The sequence below is a fragment of the Pseudomonas veronii genome (genome assembly GCF_002028325.1).
GTDB lineage: Bacteria > Pseudomonadota > Gammaproteobacteria > Pseudomonadales > Pseudomonadaceae > Aquipseudomonas > Aquipseudomonas veronii.
Genome location: NZ_CP018420.1, coordinates 5862202 through 5883197, shown reverse-complemented (window position 1 = coordinate 5883197; position 20996 = coordinate 5862202). Strand labels below are relative to the sequence as shown.

Sequence of the window (20996 nt, the reverse complement as noted above, 5' to 3'; positions counted from 1 at the left end):
CCCCCGCAGGCTCTTCAAAGATTGTTCAAGACGGCTTGCCGACTGACCTGCGGATTTGAGTGACAAACCCATGCCAAAACGTACAGACATAAAAAGCATCCTGATTCTCGGCGCTGGCCCGATCGTGATCGGCCAGGCCTGCGAATTCGACTACTCCGGCGCCCAGGCCTGTAAAGCCCTGCGCGAGGAGGGTTACCGCGTCATCCTGGTGAACTCCAACCCGGCCACCATCATGACCGACCCGGCCATGGCCGACGCCACCTACATCGAGCCGATCAAGTGGCAGACCGTTGCCAAGATCATCGAGAAAGAGCGTCCGGACGCACTGCTGCCGACCATGGGCGGCCAGACCGCCCTGAACTGCGCCCTCGACCTGGAGCGCGAAGGCATCCTGGAAAAATTCGGCGTTGAGATGATCGGTGCCAACGCCGACACCATCGACAAGGCCGAAGACCGTTCGCGCTTCGACAAGGCGATGAAGTCCATCGGCCTGGCGTGCCCGCGTTCCGGTATCGCCCACAGCATGGAAGAAGCCAATGCGGTCCTCGAGACCCTGGGCTTCCCGTGCATCATCCGTCCGTCCTTCACCATGGGCGGCACCGGTGGCGGTATTGCGTACAACCGTGAAGAGTTCGAAGAAATCTGCGCCCGCGGCCTGGACCTGTCGCCGACCAAAGAGCTGCTGATCGACGAATCCCTGATCGGCTGGAAAGAATATGAGATGGAGGTTGTCCGCGATAAGAAGGACAACTGCATCATCGTCTGCTCCATCGAGAACTTCGACCCGATGGGCGTGCACACCGGTGACTCGATCACCGTTGCTCCGGCACAGACCCTGACCGACAAGGAATACCAGATCCTGCGTGACGCCTCCCTGGCGGTACTGCGCGAGATCGGCGTGGAGACTGGCGGTTCCAACGTGCAGTTCGGTATCTGCCCGAACACCGGCCGCATGGTCGTGATCGAGATGAACCCGCGTGTGTCCCGTTCGTCGGCCCTGGCCTCGAAAGCCACCGGTTTCCCGATCGCCAAGGTCGCGGCCAAGCTGGCTGTGGGTTACACCCTGGACGAACTGTCGAACGACATCACCGGCGGCAAGACCCCGGCGTCCTTCGAGCCGTCCATCGACTACGTCGTGACCAAGCTGCCACGTTTCGCCTTCGAGAAGTTCCCCAAGGCTGACGCGCGCCTGACCACCCAGATGAAGTCGGTCGGCGAAGTCATGGCCATTGGCCGGACCTTCCAGGAATCCCTGCAGAAAGCCCTGCGCGGCCTCGAAGTCGGCGTTTGCGGCCTGGACGAGAAGCTCGACCTGAGCAATCCGGAAAGCATGAGCGTGCTCAAGCGCGAGCTGACCGTGCCGGGTGCCGAGCGTATCTGGTACGTTGCTGACGCGTTCCGCGCCGGCATGACCGTCGAAGACATCTTCGGCATGAACATGATCGATCCGTGGTTCCTGGTGCAGATCGAAGATCTGATCAAGGAAGAAGAGAAGGTCAAGACCCTGGGTCTGGCCAGCATCGACCGCGACACCATGTTCCGCCTCAAGCGCAAAGGTTTCTCCGACCAGCGCCTGGCCAAGTTGCTGGGTGTGACTGAGAAAAACCTGCGCACTCATCGCCACAAGTTGGACATCTTCCCGGTCTACAAGCGCGTTGACACCTGCGCCGCCGAGTTTTCCACCGACACCGCCTACCTGTACTCCACCTACGAGGAAGAGTGCGAAGCTGCGCCGTCGGGTCGCGACAAGATCATGATCCTGGGTGGCGGTCCGAACCGTATCGGCCAGGGCATCGAGTTCGACTACTGCTGCGTACACGCCGCCCTCGCCCTGCGCGAAGACGGGTACGAGACCATCATGGTCAACTGCAACCCGGAAACCGTTTCCACCGACTACGACACTTCCGACCGCCTGTACTTCGAGCCGGTCACCCTGGAAGACGTGCTGGAAATCGTGCGCGTCGAGAAGCCTAAAGGCGTGATCGTCCAGTACGGCGGCCAAACCCCGCTGAAACTGGCCCGTGCCCTGGAAGCCGCTGGCGTGCCGATCATCGGCACCAGCCCAGACGCCATCGACCGTGCCGAAGACCGTGAGCGCTTCCAGCAAATGGTCGAGCGCCTGAACCTGCGTCAGCCGCCAAACGCTACCGTGCGCAGCGAAGACGAAGCCCTGCGTGCGGCCAGCAAGATCGGCTACCCGCTGGTGGTGCGTCCGTCCTACGTACTGGGCGGCCGGGCGATGGAAATCGTCTACGAAGAAGAAGAACTCAAGCGTTACCTGCGTGATGCGGTGAAAGTGTCCAACGACAGCCCGGTGCTGCTGGACCACTTCCTCAACTGCGCCATCGAGATGGACGTGGATGCGGTTTGCGACGGTACTGACGTGGTCATCGGCGCAATCATGCAGCACATCGAACAGGCGGGCGTTCACTCCGGTGACTCCGCGTGCTCGCTGCCGCCTTACTCGCTGCCGCTGCACATCCAGGACGAGATGCGCGAACAGGTCAAGAAAATGGCCCTGGAACTGGGTGTGGTCGGCCTGATGAACGTACAGTTGGCGCTGCAAGGCGAAGACATCTACGTCATTGAAGTCAACCCGCGCGCCTCGCGTACCGTGCCGTTCGTGTCCAAGTGCATCGGTGTGTCCCTGGCCATGATCGCTGCCCGCGTGATGGCCGGTAAGACCCTGAAGGAAATCGGCTTTACCAAAGAAATCATTCCGAACTTCTACAGCGTGAAAGAGGCGGTGTTCCCATTCGCCAAATTCCCTGGCGTGGACCCGATCCTGGGCCCAGAGATGAAGTCCACCGGTGAAGTGATGGGCGTGGGCGATACCTTCGGTGAAGCGTTCGCCAAGGCCCAGATGGGTGCCAGCGAAGTGCTGCCGACCGGCGGTACTGCTTTCATCAGCGTGCGCGACGATGACAAGCCACTGGTTGCAGGCGTGGCCCGTGATCTGATCAACTTGGGCTTCGAGATCGTGGCCACCGCCGGGACCGCCAGGCTGATTGAAGCGGCGGGTCTGAAAGTGCGTCGCGTGAACAAGGTGACGGAAGGCCGTCCGCATGTGGTCGATATGATCAAGAATGACGAAGTCACTCTGATCATCAACACCACTGAGGGTCGTCAGTCGATTGCGGATTCTTACTCCATTCGTCGTAATGCCTTGCAGCACAAGATCTACTGCACCACGACCATTGCTGCTGGCGAAGCTATCTGCGAAGCGCTCAAGTTCGGTCCGGAAAAGACCGTGCGTCGCTTGCAGGATCTACACGCAGGATTGAAGGCATGATCAAATACCCAATGACCGTTCGGGGCGCCAAGGCCCTGGAAGAGGAGCACGCCCATCTGACCAAGGTCGTACGTCCAAAGCTGAGCCAGGACATCGGTACGGCCCGCGAGCTGGGTGACTTGAAGGAAAACGCCGAATACCACGCTGCCCGCGAGCAGCAGGGTATGGTCGAGGCGCGGATCCGTGACATCGAGGGCCGTATGCAGAATGCGGTCATCATCGACGTCACGACCATCCCGCACACCGGCAAAGTGATTTTCGGCACCACGGTGGAAATCGCCAATGTCGAAACCGACGAAAGCGTGGTGTACCACATCGTCGGTGAAGACGAAGCTGACTTCAAACTCGGCAAGATCTCCGTCGGTTCGCCACTCGCCCGTGCCTTGATTGCCAAGGAAGAGGGTGATGTGGTGGTTGTGAAAACGCCCGGTGGCGTGATCGAGTACGAGATTGTTGAAGTTCGCCATGTCTGAAAGGCGGCGCCCGCTTCGTGCGGGCGCCATGCTTTGGCAGTTTGCCCAGATGCTGTGGGTGGGCGGCCTGTGGTTGTTGCATATTGGCGTGTTACCGGCGTTGGGCCTGATTGGCCTGGCGCCGTTGTTGATCGATGAGATCGATGGATTACTGAGTGCGCTGCTGGTGGGTTTTGCGGCGGCGTGCGTGACGCTTCAGGCGCTGGTGCTGATCAAGGCCGAAGGCTTGGGGAGTTTGTGGCGGGATATTCGCGGCCAACTGCTGTTGATGGCTCTGTATGCGTGTGCAATGTATTGCATCGTGCATGTGTGGCTGCCGGAAGCGTTGCGCTGGCAGCTATTCAGCTATCTTGTGCTAGGGTTTTCCGGCCTGGTGCTGGTGATGCAACCGGCGCCTGGGTGGAGTGGCGGGGCGCGCGAAGCACGCCCGTGACCCTTGTTGTCATTTGAAGCGATGAACGTTCGACAGTTGCTTGTTGACGCTGAAGTTCTTGCGATACAGCAGTGCCATCTTGCCGATGACCTGAACCAGGTCTGCCTTGCCAACCTTGCACAGTTCTGCAATGGCGGCCAGGCGCGCTTCGCGGTCAAGGATGTTGACCTTGATCTTGATCAGTTCGTGATCGCCCAATGCGCGTTCAAGTTCGGCTAACACACCTTCAGTCAAACCGTTGTCGGCCACGATCAAAACTGGTTTCAGATGGTGGCCAATGGATTTGTACTGTTTCTTCTGCTCTTGAGTGAGCGGCATAATCTGACCCCTGCGTCTGATCTTGTAAAAAGCGGCGGCCAGTTTACCCGAGCGAGTCCGGGACCGCCCAGTTAATCACGACCCGTTTTATTTTCGAGGTGGCCCGTGGCCCGTTCCAAAACTAGCCTTAAGTGGCTGCAAGAGCATTTCAACGACCCTTACGTCAAAAAGGCGCAAAAGGACGGCTACCGTTCCCGGGCCAGCTACAAGCTGCTGGAGCTTCAGGACAAGGACAAACTGTTCCGTCCCGGCATGAGCGTGATCGACCTGGGCGCCGCCCCGGGTGGCTGGTCCCAGGTGGCCAGTCGTCTGATTGGCGGGCAAGGCCGGTTGATCGCTTCCGACATCCTGGAGATGGACAGCATCCCGGATGTGACCTTCGTCCATGGTGACTTTACCCAGGATGCGGTGTTAGCTGAGATCCTGCAGGCTGTGGGAAATTCGCAGGTGGACCTTGTGATTTCCGACATGGCCCCCAATATGAGTGGATTACCGGCTGTTGATATGCCGCGAGCCATGTTCCTGTGCGAGTTGGCGCTGGATCTGGCGGGGCGGGTATTGCGTCCGGGTGGTGATTTCCTGGTCAAGGTCTTCCAGGGCGAAGGTTTCGACGAGTACCACAAGAACATCCGCAAGCTGTTCGATAAGGTGCAGATGCGCAAACCGGACTCCTCACGGGACCGGTCTCGCGAGCAATATCTGCTGGCGCGGGGGTTCCGCGGTATCGAAGGTGCAGCGAGTGATGAGCGCCTTTGAAGGTTTGAGGGGAGTCGATAGGTTTTTTTATATCGCTTTCGTCACGAAGCTTTACGAATATTGTGTAGTCAAAGTTTCACAAAGGGTTACAGACGGCGCCTGCCAGAGTTGTAGGTAATGTAGTAAGTTAGGCCGGTGAATATCATGCGAAGCGCGCGCCAGTAGCGGAGCTTGCTTCAGAGGGTAGTTAATTGAACGATATGGCAAAGAATCTGATCCTGTGGTTGATCATCGCGGCTGTCCTGGTGACGGTGATGAACAACTTCTCCAGCCCTAACGAGCCGCAGACCCTCAACTATTCCGACTTCATCCAGCAAGTTAAGGATGGCAAGGTCGAGCGCGTAGCGGTTGATGGCTACGTGATTACCGGCAAGCGCAACGATGGCGACGGCTTCAAGACCATTCGTCCGGCAATCCAGGACAACGGTCTGATCGGCGACCTGGTGGATAACCACGTGATTGTCGAAGGCAAGCTGCCTGAGCAGCAGAGCATCTGGACTCAACTCCTGGTGGCAAGCTTCCCGATCCTGGTGATCATCGCCGTGTTCATGTTCTTCATGCGCCAGATGCAAGGCGGTGCAGGAGGCAAGGGCGGGCCGATGAGTTTCGGCAAGAGCAAGGCGCGCCTGCTCTCCGAAGACCAGGTGAAGACCACCCTGGCTGACGTCGCCGGTTGCGACGAAGCCAAGGAAGAAGTGGGTGAGTTGGTCGAGTTCCTGCGTGATCCGGGCAAGTTCCAGCGCCTGGGTGGCCGCATTCCACGCGGTGTGCTGATGGTCGGCCCGCCGGGTACCGGTAAAACCTTGCTGGCCAAGGCGATTGCCGGTGAAGCCAAGGTGCCGTTCTTCACCATTTCCGGTTCGGACTTCGTCGAAATGTTCGTCGGCGTCGGTGCCAGCCGTGTTCGCGACATGTTCGAGCAGGCCAAGAAGCACGCGCCATGCATCATCTTCATCGATGAAATCGACGCCGTTGGTCGCCATCGTGGTGCTGGCATGGGCGGTGGTCACGATGAACGTGAGCAGACCCTCAACCAGTTGCTGGTGGAGATGGACGGCTTTGAAATGAATGACGGCATCATCGTCATTGCCGCAACCAACCGTCCGGATGTGTTGGACCCTGCATTGCTGCGTCCAGGCCGTTTCGACCGTCAGGTTGTGGTGGGCTTGCCGGATATCCGTGGTCGTGAGCAGATTCTGAAAGTCCACATGCGTAAAGTACCCATGGGCGACGACGTGGCTCCGGCCGTGATTGCCCGCGGTACGCCTGGCTTCTCCGGTGCCGACCTGGCCAACCTGGTGAACGAGGCTTCGCTGTTTGCGGCCCGTACCGGCAAGCGCATCGTGGAAATGAAAGAGTTCGAACTGGCCAAAGACAAGATCATGATGGGCGCCGAGCGCAAATCCATGGTCATGTCCGAGAAAGAGAAGCAGAACACCGCTTATCACGAAGCCGGTCACGCTATCGTAGGGCGCGTCGTGCCTGAGCATGACCCGGTCTACAAAGTGTCGATCATTCCTCGTGGTCGGGCGCTGGGTGTGACCATGTTCCTGCCGGAAGAGGATCGCTACAGCCTCTCCAAGCGTGCGTTGATCAGTCAGATCTGCTCGCTGTACGGCGGCCGGATTGCTGAAGAGATGACCCTGGGCTTCGACGGTGTCACCACCGGCGCTTCCAACGACATCATGCGTGCCAGCCAGATTGCGCGGAACATGGTGACCAAATGGGGTCTGTCGGAAAAACTCGGTCCTTTGATGTACGCCGAGGAAGAAGGTGAAGTGTTCCTGGGGCGTGGCGGTGGCGGTCAAAGTGCCAGCTTCTCCGGTGAGACAGCCAAGCTGATCGACTCCGAAGTGCGCAGCATCATTGACCAGTGTTACGGCACGGCCAAGCAGATCCTCACCGACAACCGCGATAAGCTGGATGCCATGGCGGATGCGCTGATGAAGTACGAAACCATTGATGCCGATCAGATCGACGACATCATGGCGGGCCGTACACCGCGTGAACCTCGCGATTGGGAAGGTGGTTCGGGCACCTCTGGCACGCCGCCAGTGGTTCAGAACGAACGCCCCGAAAACCCGATCGGCGGTCCTGCAGCTGACCACTAAGGTTTGAAATGACTTTTGCGTCGTCCTCCACCCGGTTGCCTTGCGGCAGCCGGGTTCTTGATTTGGCCCACACGCATGTCATGGGCATTCTTAATGTAACCCCCGATTCCTTTTCCGATGGTGGTCGCTTCAATCAGCTCGATGCTGCGTTGCGTCACGCCGAGGCGATGGTGGCGGCGGGTGCGACCTTGATCGATGTCGGCGGCGAGTCGACCCGGCCTGGTGCTCGCGTGGTTTCTCCCGTGGAGGAACTGGAGCGGGTGGCGCCGATCGTCGAGCGCATCGCTCGCGAGCTGGATGTGATCATTTCCGTGGATACATCGACCCCGGCGGTGATGCGCGAAACGGCGCGCCTGGGTGCGGGGCTGATCAACGATGTGCGTTCGTTGCAGCGTGATGGTGCGCTGGACGCCGCCGCGGCGACCGGCCTGCCGGTGTGCCTGATGCATATGCTGGGCGAGCCCGGCACCATGCAGGACAATCCACACTACGATGATCTGGTTGGCGAAGTGAGCGGGTTCCTGGCTGATCGCATTGCTCAATGCGCCGCCGTAGGGATCGCTGCCGACAAGATCATCCTCGATCCGGGGTTTGGTTTCGCCAAGACCCTGCAGCACAATCTAAGTCTGTTCAAGCATATGGAAGCCTTGCATGCCCTGGGTCGACCTTTGTTGGTCGGCGTTTCGCGCAAGAGCATGATAGGTCTGGCGCTGAATCGCCCGGTGGGCGAGCGGCTTTATGGTGGGTTGGCGCTGGCGGCACTTGCTGTGACCAAGGGTGCGCGTATCTTGCGTGTGCATGATGTCGCTGAGACCGTGGATGTCGTCCGCATGATTGCCGCAGTAGAATCGGCCGAATAAGAATGATGGAGCACTTATGACAAAGAAATACTTTGGCACCGACGGTATCCGTGGTCGGGTCGGCGAGTTTCCGATTACCCCCGATTTCATGCTCAAGCTGGGTTGGGCGGCAGGCATGGCGTTCCGCAGCATGGGCGCGTGCCGCATCCTGGTGGGCAAGGACACGCGTATCTCAGGCTATATGTTTGAGTCTGCGCTGGAGGCCGGTTTGTCCGCCGCCGGTGCCGATGTAATGCTGCTGGGCCCGATGCCGACCCCGGCGATCGCTTACCTGACGCGTACCTTCCATGCCGAAGCCGGCATTGTGATCAGTGCTTCGCACAATCCTCATGATGACAACGGCATCAAGTTCTTCTCGGGGCAGGGCACCAAGCTGCCGGATGAGATCGAGCTGATGATCGAAGAGCTGCTGGATGCGCCGATGACGGTGGTCGAGTCCAGCAAGCTGGGCAAGGTGTCGCGGATCAACGACGCCTCTGGCCGTTATATCGAATTCTGTAAGAGCAGTGTGCCAAGCAGCACCAATTTCGCCGGGCTGAAGATCGTCGTCGACTGTGCCCATGGTGCGACCTATAAAGTGGCGCCGAGCGTATTCAAGGAGCTGGGTGCGGAAGTGACGGTGCTGTCGGCCCAGCCTAACGGGTTGAACATCAACGAAAACTGCGGCTCCACGCATATGGAGCAATTGCAGGCTGCCGTCCTGGCCGAGCATGCCGACCTGGGTATTGCCTTTGATGGCGACGGTGACCGCGTGCTGATGGTGGATCACACCGGCGCCGTGGTTGATGGCGATGACTTGATGTTCATCATTGCCCGCGACCTGCATGAGCGTAACCGCTTGCAGGGCGGTGTTGTCGGTACGCTGATGAGCAATCTCGGGCTGGAGTTGGCACTGGGCGAGCTGGGCATTCCTTTTGTGCGTGCCAATGTCGGGGATCGTTATGTGATTGCCGAACTGCTGGAGCGCAATTGGCAGATCGGTGGCGAGAACTCCGGGCATGTCGTGTGCTTCCAGCACACCACAACGGGCGACGCGATCATCGCCGCGCTGCAGGTGCTGTTGGCGTTGCGCCGTCGCCAGGAAAGCCTGGCCCAGGCGCGTCAAGCCCTGCGCAAGTGCCCGCAAGTGCTGCTCAACGTGCGCTTTGCCGGTGGCGACAACCCGATCGAACACCCGGCTGTCAAAGCGGCCTGCGAGCGCGTGACCCTGGCAATGGCGGGGCGTGGGCGCGTGTTGTTGCGCAAGTCCGGCACAGAGCCGCTGGTGCGCGTCATGGTCGAAGGTGAGGACGAAACCCTGGTTCGCGGGCATGCCGAAGACCTGGCAAAACTAGTAACTGAAGTTTGCTCCTGAATTCGGCTTGCCAGTGATGGTGTGGTTGGGTAACATCTGCGCCCACTTTGACCGACGAGGTACAGCATGCGTCGCACTATGGTAGCTGGTAACTGGAAGATGCACGGTACCCGCGCCAGTGTCGCTGAGCTGATCAATGGCCTTCGTCACTTGGCCTTGCCGAGCGGTGTTGATGTCGCGGTTTTTCCATCTTGCTTGCATATCAACCAAGTGGTTGATGGCTTGAAAGGTAAGTCGATTCAGGTCGGCGCGCAGAATTGCGCAATGGAACCCATGCAAGGTGCGCTGACAGGTGAGATTTCGCCAAGTCAGTTGGTTGATGCGGGTTGTTCCTACGTGCTTGTCGGGCACTCCGAGCGCCGTCAGTTGATGGGCGAACGGGATGGGACACTCAATCGCAAGTTCGCAGCGGCACAGGCTTGTGGCTTGATTCCGGTGTTGTGCATAGGGGAGACCCTTGAACAGCGCGAATCGGGCAAGACTCTTGAAGTTGTCTCGCGTCAGCTGGGCAGCATCATCGAGGAGCTGGGTGTTGGTGCGTTTGCGAAGGCAGTCATCGCTTACGAGCCGGTCTGGGCTATTGGCACCGGGCTGACTGCAACACCGCAACAGGCGCAGGATGTGCATGCAGCTATCCGCGCGCAGTTGGCGGCAGAGAATTCTGAGGTCGCACAAGGTGTGCGGCTTCTATACGGCGGCAGCGTGAAGGCGGCCAATGCGGTCGAACTGTTCGGCATGCCGGATATCGATGGGGGGCTCATTGGTGGAGCTTCCCTGAATGCAGATGAGTTCGGTGCGATTTGTCGCGCCGCGGGAAACTGAAAAAATGCTGGAAACAGTCGTAGTCGTTTTTCATCTGTTGGCTGCCCTGGGCGTAGTTGCCCTGGTTTTGTTGCAACAGGGTAAAGGTGCGGATGCTGGTGCGTCTTTCGGTGCAGGTGCTTCAAATACTGTGTTCGGAAGCCAAGGTTCCTCTACCTTTCTTAGTAAGTTTACTGCTATACTTGCCGCAGGTTTCTTCATAACCAGCTTAGGGTTAGGTTACTTTGCTAAAGAGAAAGCTCATGTGCTGACTCAAGTAGGTTTGCCAAACCCAGCAGTGTTGGAAGTACCAAAAGCAAAACCGGCTTCTGATGATGTCCCGGTGCTTCAAGAGCAAAAGTCGGCTACTCCAGCGACTGACGTGCCTCCAGCTCAAGAGCAGAAGTAAGAAGGGTTGTAAACGCTGTATTGCCGAGGTGGTGGAATTGGTAGACACGCAACCTTGAGGTGGTTGTGCCCATAGGGTGTAGGGGTTCGAGTCCCCTTCTCGGTACCAATTATCAGGAGAGCCCGCTGTTGCGGGCTTTCTTGTAGGTGGAAGGTTACATTGACCCTGTAAGGGATCGGTCGTATACTTCCGCCCCAGCTTTGTCGCGGGGTGGAGCAGTCTGGTAGCTCGTCGGGCTCATAACCCGAAGGTCGTCGGTTCAAATCCGGCCCCCGCAACCAGTTTTAGCGGAGCCCCTTATTAAGGGGCTTTTTGTTAGCTGGACACTTTCAACGCCGCTATTCGACGGCGTTTCAAGGATGGGCGTTTCGCCCATTTTTTTATTTTGCACAGCATGCACATACATGCACGAGGGGGTTCAGGTGTCGAGCAAGCTAGAAGAGTTGCAGGCCTTGCTGGCCCCGGTGGTCGTGGCCCTGGGCTATGAATGCTGGGGTATTGAGTTTTCGGCTCAAGGTCGCCACTCAATGTTGCGCGTTTATATTGATAAAGAGGGCGGCGTGCTGGTGGACGATTGTGCCATTGTCAGCCGTCAGATCAGCGGTGTCCTGGATGTTGAAGATCCAATCGCCGTTGAGTACACCCTCGAAGTTTCCTCGCCTGGCATGGAACGCCCACTGTTCACTCTCGAGCAGTTTGCAAAATTTGCCGGTGGACAAGTGAAAATCAAGCTGCGATCTCCCTTTGAAGGGCGACGCAATTTTCAGGGCCTTCTGCGCGGTGTAGAAGAGCAGGATGTCGTGGTGCAAGTAGAAGACCATGAGTTCCTGTTGCCGATCGATATGATCGACAAGGCCAACATTATTCCCAGTTTTGACTGAGACGCGGATCCCGCGGATCCAATGGCTTGCGAAAGGCGAGGCGTACGATGAGCAAAGAAGTACTGCTGGTTGTTGAGTCGGTATCCAATGAAAAGGGCGTACCGGCAAACGTGATTTTTGAAGCGCTGGAGCTGGCCCTGGCCACTGCGACCAAAAAGCGTTTTGAAGACGAAGTTGATCTGCGTGTGGAAATCAACCGCCACACCGGTGCCTATGAAACTTTCCGTCGCTGGACGGTCGTTGAAGAAGCCGATCTTGATGATCCGGCCATCGAAACCTGGCCGAGCAAGGTCGCTGAAACGCACCCTGGCGCCAAGGTCGGTGATGTTGTCGAAGAAAAGATCGAATCGATCGAGTTCGGCCGTATTGCTGCACAAACTGCCAAGCAGGTCATTGTGCAGAAGGTTCGCGAGGCCGAGCGCGCTCAAGTCGTTGACGCCTATCGCGAGCGCCTGGGTGAAATCATCTCCGGCACCGTGAAAAAAGTTACCCGCGACAACGTGATCGTCGACCTGGGCAACAACGCCGAAGCGTTGCTGGCCCGCGAAGACATCATTTCTCGCGAAACCTTCCGTGTCGGCGTGCGTCTGCGTGCGCTGCTCAAGGAAATCCGCACCGAGAACCGCGGTCCTCAGTTGATCCTGTCGCGTACCGCGCCGGAAATGCTGATTGAACTGTTCCGCATCGAAGTGCCGGAAATCGCCGAAGGCCTGATCGAAGTCATGGCTGCGTCCCGCGACCCGGGTTCGCGCGCCAAGATCGCGGTCCGTTCCAAGGACAAACGCATCGACCCGCAGGGCGCTTGCATTGGTATGCGCGGTTCGCGCGTCCAGGCAGTGTCGGGCGAGTTGGGCGGTGAGCGTGTGGATATCGTCCTGTGGGACGATAACCCGGCGCAGTTCGTGATCAACGCCATGTCGCCGGCTGAAGTGGCGGCAATTATCGTTGACGAAGATGCCCATGCCATGGACATCGCCGTTGGCGCAGACAATCTGGCTCAGGCCATTGGTCGTGGTGGTCAGAACGTGCGTCTGGCCAGCCAACTGACCGGCTGGACCCTGAACGTGATGACCGAATCGGACATCCAGGCTAAGCAGCAAGCTGAAACCGGTGACATCCTGCGCAACTTCATCGACGAGCTGGAAGTCGACGAAGACCTGGCGCAGGTGCTGGTAGATGAAGGCTTCACCAGCCTGGAAGAGATTGCCTACGTACCGTTGGAAGAAATGCTCAACATCGATGGCTTTGACGAAGACACCGTCAACGAGCTTCGCGCTCGGGCCAAGGATCGTTTGTTGACTAAAGCCATCGCTACTGAGGAAAAGCTGGCAGACGCCCATCCGGCCGAAGACCTGCTCTCGCTTGAGGGTATGGACAAGGATTTGGCGATGGAACTGGCGGTGCGCGGCGTAATTACCCGCGAAGACCTGGCCGAGCAGTCTATTGACGATCTGCTCGACATCGACGGCATTGACGATGATCGTGCCGGCAAGTTGATCATGGCCGCCCGAGCCCATTGGTTCGAGTAATTAGGCGCGGCCTGAGGAGAGAAGTGCATGACGCAAGTCACGGTGAAACAACTGGCCGATGAGGTCAAAACACCGGTAGAGCGCCTGTTGCAGCAGATGCGTGAGGCAGGTCTGCCGCACACCGCCGCCGATGAAGGTGTGAGCGATAGTGAGAAGCAGTCTTTGCTGACTCACTTGAAGAGCAGCCACAAGGCGAAAGTGGAAGAACCGCGCAAGATTACATTGCAGCGCAAAACCACCAGCACCCTGCGTGTTGCTGGTAGCAAGAGCATCAGCGTTGAAGTACGCAAGAAGAAAGTCTTCGTACAGCGCAGCCCGGAAGAAATCGAAGCCGAGCGCAAACACGAACTGGAAGAACGTCGCGCAGTAGAAAATGCTGCTCGTCAGAAGGCTGAAGAAGAAGCCAAGCGTCGCGCCGAAGAAGAAGCGCGTCGCCAGCCTGCTGCTGCGCAACCTGCTGCCACTGATGCGGTCGCTGCTCCTGCTGCCGCGCCTGTAGAAGCTGTGCGTGAGGCCGCTCCGGTGGCCGCTGCACCAGCACCTGCTGCTGATGCGCGTAAACGCGACGAACCTCGTCGTCCGGACAAACCACGTGCCGACGATAACAGTCGTCGCGGTGGCGGCGGTGATGGTGAGCGCAAAAACGCTCCGCATCGTGCTTCGGTCAAAGAGAAAGCGCCTGCGCCACGCGTTGCCCCACGTACCACCGACGAAGAAAGCGACAGCTTCCGTCGTGGTGGTCGCGGCAAGGCCAAGCTGAAAAAACGCAACGCCCACGGTTTCCAGAGCCCAACCGGCCCTGTCGTGCGTGAAGTGAAGATCGGCGAGACCATCACTGTGGGCGATCTCGCCCAGCAGATGTCGGTCAAGGCAGCTGAAATCATCAAGTTCATGTTCAAGCTGGGCACTCCGGCCACCATCAACCAGGTACTGGATCAGGAAACTGCCCAACTGGTTGCCGAAGAGCTGGGCCACAAAGTGACCCTGGTCAGCGACACCGCCCTGGAAGATTCCCTGGCCGAGTCCCTGAAGTTCGAAGGTGAAGCCGTTTCCCGTGCGCCGGTCGTGACCGTAATGGGCCACGTTGACCACGGTAAGACTTCCCTGCTCGACTACATCCGTCGTGCCAAGGTTGCGGCAGGCGAGGCTGGCGGTATTACCCAGCACATCGGCGCCTACCACGTTGAAACCGATCGCGGCATGGTGACGTTCCTCGACACCCCTGGTCACGCCGCGTTTACCGCGATGCGTGCCCGTGGTGCCAAGGCGACCGACATCGTGATCCTGGTCGTTGCAGCAGACGACGGCGTGATGCCACAAACCATCGAAGCCGTTCAGCATGCCAAGGCAGCTGGCGTACCGTTGGTGGTTGCGGTGAACAAAATCGACAAGCCGGGCGCCGATCTCGATCGCATCCGTAGCGAACTGTCGGTTCACGGCGTGACTTCCGAAGAATGGGGTGGCGACACTCCATTCGTACCGGTCTCGGCGAAAGTCGGTACTGGCGTTGACGAACTGCTCGAAGCTGTTCTGTTGCAAGCCGAAGTCCTGGAACTGACCGCTACGCCATCGGCTCCTGGCCGTGGTGTTGTGGTTGAGTCCCGCCTCGACAAGGGCCGTGGCCCGGTGGCGACCGTTCTGGTTCAAGACGGTACCCTGCGCCAAGGCGACATGGTGCTGGTCGGTTCGAACTATGGCCGTGTACGTGCCATGCTCGACGAGAACGGCAAGTCCATCAAGGAAGCCGGTCCGTCCATCCCTGTCGAGATTCTCGGCCTGGACGGTACCCCGGACGCTGGCGACGAGATGAGCGTGGTTGCCGACGAGAAGAAAGCCCGTGAAGTGGCTCTGTTCCGTCAAGGCAAGTTCCGCGAAGTCAAGTTGGCCCGTGCTCACGCCGGCAAGCTGGAAAACATCTTCGAGAACATGGGCCAGGAAGAGAAGAAGACGCTTAACATCGTCCTCAAATCTGACGTCCGTGGTTCCCTCGAAGCGTTGAACGGCGCCTTGAACGGCCTGGGTAACGACGAAGTGCAAGTGCGTGTCGTCGGTGGCGGTGTCGGTGGTATCACCGAGTCCGACGCCAACCTGGCACTGGCTTCCAACGCTGTACTGTTCGGCTTCAACGTGCGTGCCGATGCTGGCGCTCGCAAGATCGTCGAGCAGGAAGGCCTGGACATGCGTTACTACAACGTCATCTACGACATCATCGAAGACGTCAAGAAAGCCCTCACCGGCATGCTTGGCAGCGACGTCCGGGAGAACATCCTGGGTATCGCCGAGGTGCGTGACGTGTTCCGCTCGCCGAAATTCGGCGCGATCGCCGGCTGCATGGTTATCGAAGGCACCGTTCACCGTAACCGTCCGATCCGTGTACTGCGTGAAGACATCGTTATCTTCGAAGGCGAGCTGGAATCCCTGCGCCGCTTCAAGGATGACGCTTCCGAAGTACGTGCCGGCATGGAATGCGGTATCGGCGTCAAGAGCTACAACGACGTCAAGGTTGGCGACAAGATCGAAGTCTTCGAGAAGGTTCAGGTTGCTCGCAGCCTCTAACTCGCGCACTTCAGGAGCCACGCCGCGTGTGGGCATGCAAATGCCCCGCGCAACGTCCGGACTCTAAACGCAACGCCCGGTCTGGCTTTTGTCAGGCCGGGCGTTTGCCGCTTTCAGACCCCACGGGTTTCACCGTGTGGCAGTAACAGGTAACAAGACATGGCAAAAGAATACAGCCGTACCCAACGTATCGGCGATCAGATGCAGCGCGAGCTGGCCCAACTGATCCGTCGCGAAGTCAAAGATCCTCGTGTTGGCCTGGTCACCATCACCGCCGTTGAAGTGAGCCGTGACGTGGGTCACGCAAAAATCTTCATCACCGTGATGGGTGAGGACAGCAGCGAAGAAATCGCGCAAAGCATCAAGGTGCTCAACTCGGCCGCAGGTTTCCTGCGCATGCAGTTGGCCCGCGAAATGAAGCTGCGCAGCGTGCCTCAGTTGCACTTCCACTACGACGAAAGCGTCGTGCGTGGCGCGCACCTGTCGGCACTGATCGAGCGCGCCGTGGCTGAGGATAATCAGCATCCGTCCACACCTGAAGACGCCAAGGAGTAAGCGGTGGCTCAGGTCAAACGTATCCGTCGCAACGTCAGCGGCATCATTCTGCTCGACAAGCCCATTGGCTTTACCTCCAATGCCGCCTTGCAGAAGGTCCGCTGGCTGCTCAATGCCGAGAAAGCCGGGCACACCGGCAGCCTCGACCCCCTGGCCACCGGTGTGTTGCCGTTGTGCTTTGGCGAGGCCACCAAGTTCTCGCAATACCTGCTCGATTCCGACAAGGGTTACGAAACCCTGATGCAACTGGGCAAGACCACCACCACGGCCGATGCCGAGGGTGATGTTTTGCAGGTTCGCGACGTGACCGTTGGTCGTGCTGATATCGAGGCTGCTTTACCCGCTTTTCGTGGGCAAATCAGTCAGATACCGCCGATGTACTCGGCGCTCAAGCGCGATGGGCAACCACTTTACAAGCTGGCTCGTGCGGGTGAAGTAGTGGAGCGCGAACCGCGTTCTGTTACTATTGCGCGCTTGGAATTGCTCGCCTGTGAAGGCGACACCGCACGCCTGGCCGTGGACTGCAGCAAAGGCACCTATATCCGTACCCTGGTGGAAGATATCGGTGAAAAGCTCGGTTGCGGCGCGTATGTCGCAGAACTGCGACGGACCCAGGCCGGCCCTTTCAGCCTGGCCCAGACGGTGACGCTGGAAGAGTTGGAAGCGGTACACGCCGAAGGCGGCAATGAAGCGGTCGATCGCTTCTTGATGCCATCGGACAGCGGTTTGCTCGATTGGCCATTGCTGCACTTCTCGGAGCACAGCGCGTTCTACTGGCTCAACGGCCAGCCGGTACGTGCCCCGGACGCGCCGAAATTCGGCATGGTGCGGGTACAGGATCATAACGGTCGCTTTATCGGTATCGGTGAAGTGAGCGAAGACGGGCGCATCGCGCCGCGTCGACTGATTCGGTCAGAATGACCGAAACCAGTTTGTGGTAAAAGCGTATCAGCCTTTACGCAAACTGGAACGAGGGTGGCTGTTAACAGGCACGGTCACTACTCATTTTTAGATACAGGGATTTGTCCCTGGCCTGTTGAAACTGCCCTTTGGGTGGTTTCCTGAAAAAAGGATTGCCTCATGGCTCTCGACGTTCAAGAAAAAGCACAAATCGTAGCTGACTATCAGCAAGCTGTTGGTGACACTGGTTCGCCAGAAGTGCAAGTTGCACTGCTGACCCACAACATCAACAAACTGCAAGGTCACTTCAAGGCCAACGGTAAAGATCACCACTCCCGTCGTGGTCTGATCCGCATGGTAAACCAGCGCCGTAAGCTGCTGGACTACCTGAAAGGCAAGGATCTGGGTCGTTATCAGGCTCTGATCGGTCGCCTGGGTCTGCGTCGCTAATAAGCGATTGCGCTAGAGGTTGGTTGTTTGCCGTGTGTCAGTGGGATTCCCGCTGGCCCATGGCAGGCTTCCAGCCTCAAGTTTTATCTGGATACACGTTTTACCCCTGGACAAGGGTTGGGCCGATTCCCGACATTGCCCAAGAATTTCGCAAGAAGACAAGTTCCCCAAGAGCCACAAAGAAGGTAGGACACCGTGAACCCGGTTATCAAAAAATTTCAGTTCGGTCAGTCGACCGTTACCCTCGAGACAGGCCGTATCGCCCGTCAAGCCTCCGGCGCAGTGCTGGTTACCGTTGACGACGACGTTACCGTACTGGTGACCGTTGTAGGCGCCAAGACCGCAGACCCAAGCAAAGGCTTCTTCCCTCTGTCTGTTCACTACCAGGAAAAGACTTACGCTGCCGGTAAGATCCCTGGCGGTTTCTTCAAGCGCGAAGGCCGTCCTTCCGAGAAAGAAACCCTGACTTCCCGACTGATCGACCGTCCGATCCGTCCGCTGTTCCCAGAAGGCTTCATGAACGAAGTGCAGGTTGTCTGCACCGTCGTCTCCACCAGCAAAAAGACCGATCCGGACATCGCTGCGATGATCGGTACCTCGGCTGCCCTGGCTATCTCCGGCATTCCTTTCGATGGCCCGATCGGCGCTGCGCGCGTGGCTTTCCACGAAAGCACCGGCTACCTGCTGAACCCGACTTACGAGCAACTGAAAGCGTCGAGCCTGGACATGGTCGTTGCCGGTACCTCGGAAGCCGTACTGATGGTTGAATCGGAAGCCAAAGAGCTGACGGAAGACCAGATGCTGGGCGCGGTACTGTTCGCTCACGACGAGTTCCAGGTTGTGATCAACGCCGTCAAAGAACTCGCTGCCGAAGCCGCCAAGCCAACCTGGGCCTGGGCTCCGCAAGCCGAAGCCACCGAACTGCTGGGCGCGATCCGTGCCGAGTTCGGCGAAGCGATCTCCCAGGCCTACACCATCACCGTCAAGGCCGACCGTTACGCTCGCCTGGGCGAGCTGAAGGATCAGGTCGTTGCCAAGCTGTCCGGTGAAGAAGGCCAGCCTTCTGCCAGCGACGTCAAAGCAGCATTCGGCGAAATCGAATACCGCACCGTTCGCGAAAACATCGTTAACGGCAAGCCACGTATCGACGGTCGCGACACCCGCACCGTGCGTCCGCTGAACATCGAAGTCGGCGTTCTGCCGAAGACTCACGGTTCCGCGCTGTTCACCCGTGGCGAAACCCAGGCCCTGGTTGTTGCGACCCTGGGTACTGCCCGCGACGCACAGCTGCTGGACACCCTGGAAGGCGAGAAAAAAGACCCGTTCATGCTGCACTACAACTTCCCGCCGTTCTCGGTGGGCGAATGTGGTCGCATGGGTGGCGCCGGTCGCCGCGAAATCGGTCACGGCCGTCTGGCCCGTCGTTCGGTTCAGGCCATGCTGCCAGCCGCCGACGTGTTCCCGTACACCATCCGTGTAGTGTCGGAAATCACCGAGTCCAACGGTTCCAGCTCCATGGCTTCGGTCTGCGGTGCTTCCCTGGCACTGATGGACGCTGGTGTGCCGATGAAGGCGCCGGTTGCCGGTATCGCCATGGGCCTGGTCAAAGAAGGCGAGAAGTTCGCCGTCCTGACCGACATCCTGGGTGACGAAGACCACCTGGGCGACATGGACTTCAAAGTAGCCGGTACCGCTAAAGGTGTTACCGCGCTGCAGATGGACATCAAGATCAAAGGCATCACCGAAGAGATCATGGAAATCGCTCTGGGCCAAGCCCTGGAAGCGCGCCTGAACATCCTCGGTCAGATGAACCAGATCATTGGTCAGTCCCGCACCGAACTGTCGGAAAATGCTCCGACCATGATCGCGATGAAAATCGACACCGACAAAATCCGTGATGTCATCGGTAAAGGCGGCGCGACCATTCGTGCGATCTGTGAAGAGACCAAGGCTTCGATCGATATCGAAGACGACGGCTCGATCAAGATCTTCGGCGAAACCAAGGAAGCTGCAGAAGCGGCGCGTCAGCGCGTTCTGGGCATCACTGCCGAAGCCGAGATCGGCAAGATCTACGTCGGTAAAGTTGAGCGCATCGTCGACTTCGGCGCATTCGTCAACATCCTGCCGGGCAAAGACGGTCTGGTTCACATCTCCATGCTGAGCGACGCTCGTGTTGAGAAAGTGACCGACATTCTGAAAGAAGGCCAGGAAGTGGAAGTGCTGGTACTGGACGTGGACAACCGCGGCCGTATCAAGCTGTCCATCAAAGACGTGGCAGCAGCCAAGGCTTCGGGCGCTTAAATACCCGCAGGCTTCACGCTGAAAAAAGGACTCTTCGGAGTCCTTTTTTTATGCGTGCAGGAAAATGCCGAAAAATCAGACGCTTAATCACAGCCAAAAGCCGCAACTTGCATGCAGGCACGCTCTGCTTCATGCAAATTGCACGAATCCGAAAATTCGCTCAATCTATAACTCATTGTTTTTAAAGGGTTTATTTGAAGGGTTCGACTTGGCACAGTGCCTGCAATAGTCCTGTTAATGCTGCAGCATCAAGGTTCACACACTGCAGACTTTTAATAAAACAGGAGTTACTCGTATGAAGAAGTTCGCTCTCGCTACCGCAACTGCTACCGCCCTGACCCTGGCCATGGCCAACGTTGCCTTCGCTCAAACCGCGCAGGCGCCGATGACGCTGGCAGCTGGCGAAATGACCAAAGCCAAAGAGTCCACCTCGGACACTTGGATCACCACCAAAGTCAAAGCTGACCTGCTGACCGAAAAGGGCATCCCAGGTTCGGACATCAAGGTTGAGACCAACAAAGGTGTGGTTTCCCTGTCTTCGACCGTTGCCATCTCTGACTCGCAGAAAGCTACCGCTGTCGCCATCACCAAGCGTATCAAAGGTGTGACCGCTGTATCCGCTGACGGCCTGCTGGCTGGCGGTGCGGTAAAAGCCGACAACATCGACAAATCCAAAGAGGCCACTTCGGACACTTGGATCACTACCAAGGTGAAGGCTGACCTGGTTACCGAGAAAGGCATTCCGGGTACCGACATCAAAGTCGAAACCAACAAGGGTGTAGTTTCCCTGTCTTCTTCCGTCGCAGTGACCGAAGCGCAGAAAACTACCGCGGTGAACATCACCAAGAAAATCAAAGGCGTGAAAGCTGTATCGGCCGATGGCCTGAAAGCAGAGTAACGCCCAACCAATCGCTGAACTAGGCGGCGGCGGCAACGAGTGAGTTAGATATCCACTCAATGCACCTCACGGGTTCATGCGACCGACCATAGGGATGTGGTCATTACAGGCCCCGGCAC

General features: G+C 58.2%; 18 protein-coding genes and 2 tRNA genes. 19 read left to right on the top strand and 1 reads right to left on the bottom strand.

Translation table 11 applies throughout. From position 1 onward, the window contains the following. Positions 1-70: 70 nt before the first annotated feature. From carB to PverR02_RS26960, 3 genes are read left to right on the top strand one after another with little or no spacing between them, the layout of a single operon-like run. Entirely contained in the window at positions 71-3292 is a 3222-nt protein-coding gene (gene carB, locus PverR02_RS26970) for a carbamoyl-phosphate synthase large subunit (RefSeq protein WP_017847414.1), read from the top strand. Further along, on the top strand, positions 3289-3765 hold the full coding sequence (gene greA, locus PverR02_RS26965) for a transcription elongation factor GreA (RefSeq protein WP_017847415.1): 477 nt from the start codon (positions 3289-3291) through the stop codon (positions 3763-3765). Before carB ends, greA begins: the two co-directional genes overlap by 4 nt. 28 nt (positions 3766-3793) lie before the next feature. Next, positions 3794-4198 (top strand): hypothetical protein, encoded by a 405-nt coding sequence (locus tag PverR02_RS26960; protein ID WP_017847416.1) that lies wholly within the window; start codon positions 3794-3796, stop codon positions 4196-4198. A gap of 9 nt (positions 4199-4207) precedes the next feature. On the opposite strand, the gene PverR02_RS26955 is transcribed toward PverR02_RS26960, so the two are convergent. Beyond that, on the bottom strand, positions 4208-4516 hold the full coding sequence (locus PverR02_RS26955) for a YhbY family RNA-binding protein (protein ID WP_017139256.1): 309 nt from the start codon (positions 4514-4516) through the stop codon (positions 4208-4210). A 105-nt stretch (positions 4517-4621) separates the two neighbouring features. Between PverR02_RS26955 and rlmE the strand changes: the two genes are divergently transcribed. From rlmE to PverR02_RS26875, 16 genes are all read left to right on the top strand, one after another. Further along, complete coding sequence (gene rlmE / locus PverR02_RS26950) at positions 4622-5272, top strand: 23S rRNA (uridine(2552)-2'-O)-methyltransferase RlmE (protein WP_017847417.1); 651 nt, start codon at positions 4622-4624, stop codon at positions 5270-5272. 200 nt (positions 5273-5472) lie between these two features. Further along, complete coding sequence (gene ftsH, locus PverR02_RS26945) at positions 5473-7383, top strand: ATP-dependent zinc metalloprotease FtsH (protein ID WP_017847418.1); 1911 nt, start codon at positions 5473-5475, stop codon at positions 7381-7383. 8 nt (positions 7384-7391) lie between these two features. Next, positions 7392-8243, top strand: a complete 852-nt coding sequence (gene folP, locus PverR02_RS26940) for a dihydropteroate synthase (RefSeq protein ID WP_026140085.1) — start codon at positions 7392-7394, stop codon at positions 8241-8243. Between the two features lie 16 nt (positions 8244-8259). Then, positions 8260-9597: a phosphoglucosamine mutase gene (gene glmM, locus PverR02_RS26935; RefSeq protein ID WP_017847420.1), complete on the top strand. Its 1338-nt coding sequence runs from the start codon at positions 8260-8262 to the stop codon at positions 9595-9597. Between the two features lie 66 nt (positions 9598-9663). Beyond that, positions 9664-10419: a triose-phosphate isomerase gene (tpiA, locus tag PverR02_RS26930; RefSeq protein WP_046382042.1), complete on the top strand. Its 756-nt coding sequence runs from the start codon at positions 9664-9666 to the stop codon at positions 10417-10419. Positions 10420-10423: 4 nt separating this feature from the next. After that, the gene (gene secG, locus PverR02_RS26925) at positions 10424-10807 is read left to right on the top strand and encodes a preprotein translocase subunit SecG (RefSeq protein WP_010206600.1); all 384 of its coding nucleotides are present in this window, start codon (positions 10424-10426) and stop codon (positions 10805-10807) included. A 22-nt stretch (positions 10808-10829) separates the two neighbouring features. Then, positions 10830-10915, top strand: a tRNA-Leu gene (locus PverR02_RS26920). Between the two features lie 96 nt (positions 10916-11011). Next, positions 11012-11088, top strand: a tRNA-Met gene (locus PverR02_RS26915). A 141-nt stretch (positions 11089-11229) separates the two neighbouring features. Continuing rightward, positions 11230-11688: a ribosome maturation factor RimP gene (gene rimP / locus PverR02_RS26910; protein WP_026140087.1), complete on the top strand. Its 459-nt coding sequence runs from the start codon at positions 11230-11232 to the stop codon at positions 11686-11688. A gap of 47 nt (positions 11689-11735) precedes the next feature. After that, positions 11736-13217, top strand: coding sequence for a transcription termination factor NusA (nusA, locus tag PverR02_RS26905; RefSeq protein ID WP_008057419.1), 1482 nt, complete (start codon positions 11736-11738; stop codon positions 13215-13217). A gap of 27 nt (positions 13218-13244) precedes the next feature. Beyond that, positions 13245-15773 (top strand): translation initiation factor IF-2, encoded by a 2529-nt coding sequence (infB, locus tag PverR02_RS26900; protein WP_079444708.1) that lies wholly within the window; start codon positions 13245-13247, stop codon positions 15771-15773. Positions 15774-15932: 159 nt separating this feature from the next. Continuing rightward, positions 15933-16328 (top strand): 30S ribosome-binding factor RbfA, encoded by a 396-nt coding sequence (rbfA, locus tag PverR02_RS26895; protein ID WP_017847424.1) that lies wholly within the window; start codon positions 15933-15935, stop codon positions 16326-16328. Positions 16329-16331: 3 nt separating this feature from the next. Next, a complete protein-coding gene (gene truB, locus PverR02_RS26890) occupies positions 16332-17249 on the top strand; it encodes a tRNA pseudouridine(55) synthase TruB (protein ID WP_014719950.1) in 918 nt (305 codons plus the stop codon). A 159-nt stretch (positions 17250-17408) separates the two neighbouring features. Then, positions 17409-17678: a 30S ribosomal protein S15 gene (gene rpsO / locus PverR02_RS26885; RefSeq protein WP_003176135.1), complete on the top strand. Its 270-nt coding sequence runs from the start codon at positions 17409-17411 to the stop codon at positions 17676-17678. Between the two features lie 195 nt (positions 17679-17873). Then, positions 17874-19979, top strand: a complete 2106-nt coding sequence (gene pnp / locus PverR02_RS26880) for a polyribonucleotide nucleotidyltransferase (RefSeq protein WP_017847425.1) — start codon at positions 17874-17876, stop codon at positions 19977-19979. Between the two features lie 295 nt (positions 19980-20274). Continuing rightward, positions 20275-20877 carry a BON domain-containing protein gene (locus PverR02_RS26875; RefSeq protein ID WP_046382044.1) on the top strand — a complete coding sequence of 201 codons (603 nt, stop codon included), beginning with the start codon at positions 20275-20277 and terminating at the stop codon, positions 20875-20877. Positions 20878-20996 lie beyond the last annotated feature (119 nt).